The organism is Ruminococcus sp. YE282, assembly GCA_900101355.1.
GTDB lineage: Bacteria > Bacillota > Clostridia > Oscillospirales > Acutalibacteraceae > Ruminococcoides > Ruminococcoides bromii_A.
Genome location: FMUV01000060.1, coordinates 1 through 6,248, shown reverse-complemented (window position 1 = coordinate 6,248; position 6,248 = coordinate 1). Strand labels below are relative to the sequence as shown.

Sequence of the window (6,248 nt, the reverse complement as noted above, 5' to 3'; positions counted from 1 at the left end):
AATCCTAAGTTCTCAAAGTATGCAACATTCAAAGCAACAGGCGGTACATACAAATTTACTTATGATGTATCAAAGAATGTTCTTTCAATTGCAAAAATTAAATAATTGATTCTTATTTAAATATTAAATAGAGTCCATTGCAACAGGCAACTATCATATGGTAGTTGCCTGTTGTTTTTTTGTTATTAGTTTTATGATTAAAACTAATAATGTATTGATTGTAATACTAAAGAATAAGGCATATAGCAAAAAATAAACTCTATGTGATGTAAAATTTACATACTAAGGGGGCAAACCATATTAATTTTGCACATGATATTTGAATAGTTTGTGAATTGACGGGGGTGTATACATTTTGTATAATTATTATACAGGCGAATTGACCAAATAATTTATACAGGAGGATACTATGAAAAACAAAAAACTCAAACAAGCAACGGCCTTGCTCATAGCATTTGTCTCATAGCATTTGTTATGATATTCAGTATGTGCATAACCGGTACGGGCGTGTTTGCTGCAACTTCTGACAGCAGTAATAAAACGGTATATCTTTTGCCGGAATCCAGTTGGCGCAGTGAAAATATGCGTTATGCCGCATATTTTTGGAACGGAAGCATACATACTTGGGTGAATGCAACAGATGAAGATGGGGATGGTTATTATGAAGTGAATGTACCATCAGGATTTTCAAATATTATTTTTGTAATGTTTAATTCACAGGCCACGGAAAATGACTGGCAGTACATGAAGAGCCAAACTTATGATTTGGAAGTTCCGCAGTATGAATATAATTGTTATATGATTAATGACGGATACTACCAAAAGGTACGAGGAAATTGGATAACATATACTCCAAAATCAGATGATACAACTGCAGTTCCAACAGAAGCGGACACAGAGGCTCTAAATGAGGTTACTACCAAAGTGACTGAGCCGCAAGAGGAAACCACAACTCCTGTTTCTGAAAAGAAACTTAATGCTTTTAGAAATACACTATGGGTAGATACATCTTCCGATTCGGCTGCCGCGGATTCTGAGATGTCCCTTGTTAAAATTAGTAAACAAGGCTCAAGTTACAGCTTCTATCTTCCTGAAACTGCTGACTTAAATGCATTGCCGGTATATTTTAATGGATATTAATCTGTTAAAATCGGTGACTATACAATTAAAAGCGGAGAAAAATATACATTTAGCAACAGCCAAACATATACTTTGACGCTGAATGGGTCAAATGCGGGTTCAGTAAAATTCTACAAATCAACGTCTCCTGCATTATATCTTAATACAAAAACCAATTTGCCGACAGGTACGTACACCGGCTATGAAAATAAGGATAGTTTTACAACATCCGGCAAGATTGCGACTTCCGAAGACGGTCAGTCGTATCAAGAAACTGACTTGAAAAAATCAAGGGCAGAGGCAACTCATCTTGGGAAGCAAGCTATAAATTTTATGGCAAGTATTCGTTTAATATCACACTTTCAAAGAAAACAAAACTGTTTTCAACTATGAATAAGGGTAAAAAGTTTTGCCTTCTCGCCAATAATGTTGATGAATCTTATCTGAGAAATTCTTATACATTTGCGCTTGCAAAAGGAATAGGTATAGATTTCACCCCAACATTTCAGTATGTTGACCTATATGACAACGGTGAATATATGGGTTCATACCTTGTAACCGACAAGGTTGACGTAAATTCCCAACTTGTTGATTTAAGTTGCAATCTTGATGATGTAAACTCGGCGGCAAATAATAACGCAGACCTTTCCGGAAATTATCGCCGCTCAAACGGATATTTGAGTGAAACCTCTACAAGAGGATTTAAAAAGTGGGTAGAAATGAACGAGCCTACTTCTTATGAAGATGGCACACCTCTTGATGTTTCAGCAGGCGATGGAGCATATTTGCTTGAATTTGAGCTTGATGAAAGATTTCCTGATGAGGTAAGCGGGGTTATTTCTGATAAAGGTCAACAGGTGGTTGTAAAGACTTCTGAATTTGCCTCACAAGCTGAGGTTGATTATATTTCGAATTTTTTTAATAATGCAGAGTCGGTACTTTATAATTCAAGCAGTACACTTGAAGACCTTGAAAAGGTGATTGATGTTGAATCCTTTGCAAAGGTATATCTTATTCAGGAATTATCTGAAAACCTTGACTCTTGTTCAACTTCATATTATATATACTATGATTCTAAGGTTGATAAAAGACTGCACGCCGCACCTGTTTGGGATTATGACTGGGCGTACGGACAGTACTCAAACAGCAGACAGATTGCCCCCGGCAGATATTTAAGCCCATCCAACCCTGAGCAGTGGTTTGCAAGAATCAAAAATATTTATGTACATAATGACAAAGTATACGGAACATTGAATTTTCAGGCACAATTTGCAAACAGTGTAGCATGGGATACTGTAATTAAGTATGCTTGGAATGGCAAAGACGGTTTTTACAACAAGGCAAAAAACCTTGTAGACAAATATGCTTCAATCGTATATTGAGGATGTAGAAGCTTCTGCTGTTATGAATGAATCACGTTGGAATTTTATTAAGAGTGATCCGTTAATAAGCTGGGGTTCTGCCGATACAGGCAGCAGTTTTTACAGTACAACATCTTATCTAAAAGACTGGATTAACGCTCGTTTAGACTGGATGAATAAGAAATTAAAGGCGAGCTTACCTACCGATCAGTATATATACTTTGATGATTCCTATTATCATTGGGGTAATGTTTATGTTTATATTTATAGTGACTCAGGTGAGTATGTTCCTTGGAAAGGAACAGCTATGCAATATGATTCATCAACAGGTTATTATAAATTTGCTGTTCCAAGCGGATTTGAAAACGGGTATGTAATTTTCAATAATGGCACAGGCACACAAATTCCAAGCTCTATGCAACCGGGATTTAAGCTTGATGGAAAGTCGGTGTTATTCAAGAACGGAGACTTGATTGAATATGATGTTCAGCCGACCACCACACAACCAACAACCGCACAGCCAACAACAGTACAGCCGACAACCGCGCAACCGACGACTGCACAGCCAACAACAGTACAGCCAACGACTGAGCAAGCCACAACTGAACAGCCAACTACCTCAGTAATTCCAAATGAATATTATCTTGCAGGTTACATAAACGGTAAGAACTACGGCGTCGAAGAAGATGCTCAAAATCTTGGTGATTACAAATTTGTTGACGGTAAAGTTACATTGAGATTAACGGAAGCTTCATATGTTTTAGTTAAGAGCAATAATAACACTTTATATCAAACACAAGGTCTTGTGACTGACACAAATTCTGTAACCCTTTATAATTCTGATGCTATTGGGTCAATGGCTGATAAATTAATGGTGACGGAAGGTCTTGTAACGTTTACACTTTCGGAAAATGCTGATGACACCCTAAATTTATCTTATACAATTGAATCGGAAGAAACTACAACAGAATCTTCTGAAACAGTAGTTTATTTCAAGCCGAATGATAATTGGAAGCAATATAAACCACGTTTCGCAGCATATCTTTGGAATGGTGGTAAAAATATTTGGGTTGATGCAGAAGAGTTCCAATTGGGTGTTTATAAATTTGTGATACCGAAAGATTATCCAAATATAATATTCACCAGAATGGATCCTGCTACGACTGAGGTGACTGGACCTACGGAAACCACAATTGAGAGCACAACTGAGGTTCCTACAACGGCTGAAGTATCAACAACTGTTACGACAACAGAGGTAACAGAGCCTACAGAAGAGCCAACAACAGTTAACGAAACTCAGCCTACTACAATTGCAGAGACAACGACGATTCCTGCAACACAGCCCACTACGATTACAGAACCGACAACAGTACATGTAACTCAGCCAACATCTTCTACTGAGCCTACATCATCTGTATCAGATGTAAGCATTGTAGGGGATATAAATCTCAAACTTAACAAAAATGATGACGGCATTTACTCCGCAGTAACTGAACTTGAAAGCGGAAGTTATACATTTAAAATAAGTAATGATGGTGTTCTTTATTGTAACGGTTCAACCTTTAATGATAAGACCGTAAATGTTGCATATAACTCAAGGTGGAAATCGTCAACCACCCTTAAAGCTTCGGGCGGAAAATATATTTTCTTGTACAATTCAATTACTAACAGACTCACAATTAAATATTGTCCAAAGTTGGTTACTTCAATTTTTGGTGATATAAACCTTGAACTTCAAGAAACGAAGGATTCAGGCGTTTATTCGGCCTCAATCGAGCTTGAACAGGGAACATACAGCTTTAGAGTTATGAATCAAAATGTTCAATATTGTTGCGGCTCAACCTTTAAAGATTCAACATCAGGTTGTCCGTACAAAAATAATTGGAAGAGTGCTTCAACCCTTATTGCTTCCGGAGAAACATACACATTTATTTATGATACTTCACTTAACAAGCTTACAATTTCGTATGTGCCATATGGTCCTTCGGTAGGCATAGTAGGTGATTTTACCTTGTCTCTTAATCCCACGGACGATGCTGACATATACACAGCAACCAAGAAAATCGATGCAGGAAGCTATGATATCAAAGTAAACAATTTTGGCAAAACTTGCGGCTGTTCTGCAACGGTAAAGGATTCGACAAAAGCACTAGGCCTTAATCCAAAATGGATGAAGTATACCACCTTTATTGCAACAGGCGGAACATATACATTTACTTATAATGTATCTAAAAATATATTATCAATTAAATATGCAGTTGACAATTAAGTTAACTGTAAATATGATAAACAGTATTTAGGCAGTCAATTTGCATTAAAAAGGTGACAGATTTTTGAAAATAATATATATTGACGATTTATAAAACAGCTTGTATAATTATGTAAAGGTGGTTATGCCATAAATAATTAAATCGGCAAATTGTATTAAAATCTTGCAGCATTTTTAAACACAATTTGCATTGACTAAATTGTAAACATTTTGTATAATTATTTATGGGTAATAATACCATAAATATTTTAGAAGGTGATTAACATGAAGAACAAGACATTCAAACAGCTGACAGCTGTGCTTGTAGCAGCCATGATGGTATTCAGCATGTGCATTACAGGCGTAAGCGTATCAGCAGCAACTTCAAGCGATGCAACAGGCGCTTCGGAAAAGACAATTTATTTTGTTCCGAGCAACACCTGGCAGAAAGATTCTCCACGTTATGCTGCATATGTGTGGGATAATTCAGGAAATGCATGGCTTGATTTAAAAGACAGTGATGGTGATGGTTACTATGAAGCAGCTATCCCAAGCAACTATCAGAACATCATTTTTGCAAGAATGAATCCGGCTACAACAACAAACAATTGGAATACCGGAGTTAAGTGGAATCAGTCTGCTGATATTACAATTCCTACTGACAGCAAAAATTGCTTTACTCTTTCAGAAGGTACTTGGGATAAGGGTAACGGAACTTGGAGCCAGCATGTTGTTGAAGTTCCAACAACAGTAGCACCAACAACAGTAGCTCCTACAACAGTAGCACCAACAACAGTAGCACCAACAACAGTAGCACCAACAACAGTAGCTCCAACAACAGTTGCTCCAACAACAGTTGCACCAACAACAGTTGCACCTACAACAGTTGCTCCTACAACAGCTGCAAGAACAAGTGTTGAAGTAAACGCTACATCTAATGTATTCCCTGCAACAAAGCAGACATTTGATGCTTCTACAAACACAGTCACAGTAACATATTATTTACAGTGCTCAAAGAGAATGCTCAACAGCCAGTGGACATTAAAATATGACCCAAGTGTTTTGCAGTTTAACGCTTCTAAGAATGAGACTGAAGATGGTAACTGGAACTTCATGCCGGTAGCTACAGATGCAGTTTGTAACCCTTATATCGCAGATATGCCGGGAACAATCAAAGGTAACTGCACAAATCTTAACCTTTACAAATTGTCTACATCAGCAGGTAGCAAGGTTGCTTTTGTAACTGTTACATTTGACGTAATCGGATCAGGCAGCACAACTGTTGACCTTCAGCTTGAGGTTATGCAGATTGCAAACTTAGGCTCAGACAAAATGATTGACTTTGATTCAGTAGAAGACTATGTTAACAATAGCCAGGAATTAACAATTTCTACTACTATGAATAAGTCTACATCTGTAACTTCTACAGCACCTGTAACAGAGCCAACAACAGTATCTCCTTCTACAGAACCGACAACAGCTCCTGCATCAGGCGTAAGCGTATTTGGTGATATTAACCT

General features: G+C 37.3%; 4 protein-coding genes. All 4 read left to right on the top strand.

Annotated elements, in window-relative coordinates; all coding sequences use genetic code 11:
- Window positions 1–474: 474 nt before the first annotated feature.
- Window positions 475–1,140 carry a hypothetical protein gene (locus BLP46_RS12320; protein WP_143000502.1) on the top strand — a complete coding sequence of 222 codons (666 nt, stop codon included), beginning with the start codon at window positions 475–477 and terminating at the stop codon, window positions 1,138–1,140.
- 266 nt (window positions 1,141–1,406) lie between these two features.
- Window positions 1,407–2,501: a CotH kinase family protein gene (locus tag BLP46_RS12310; RefSeq protein ID WP_318259624.1), complete on the top strand. Its 1,095-nt coding sequence runs from the start codon at window positions 1,407–1,409 to the stop codon at window positions 2,499–2,501.
- Window positions 2,482–4,749: a starch-binding protein gene (locus BLP46_RS12305; RefSeq protein ID WP_092979316.1), complete on the top strand. Its 2,268-nt coding sequence runs from the start codon at window positions 2,482–2,484 to the stop codon at window positions 4,747–4,749. The genes BLP46_RS12310 and BLP46_RS12305 overlap by 20 nt, the downstream gene beginning before the upstream one ends.
- 264 nt (window positions 4,750–5,013) lie before the next feature.
- Window positions 5,014–6,248: hypothetical protein (locus BLP46_RS12300; RefSeq protein WP_207645249.1), on the top strand; the 1,235-nt coding region annotated here is incomplete at its 3' end.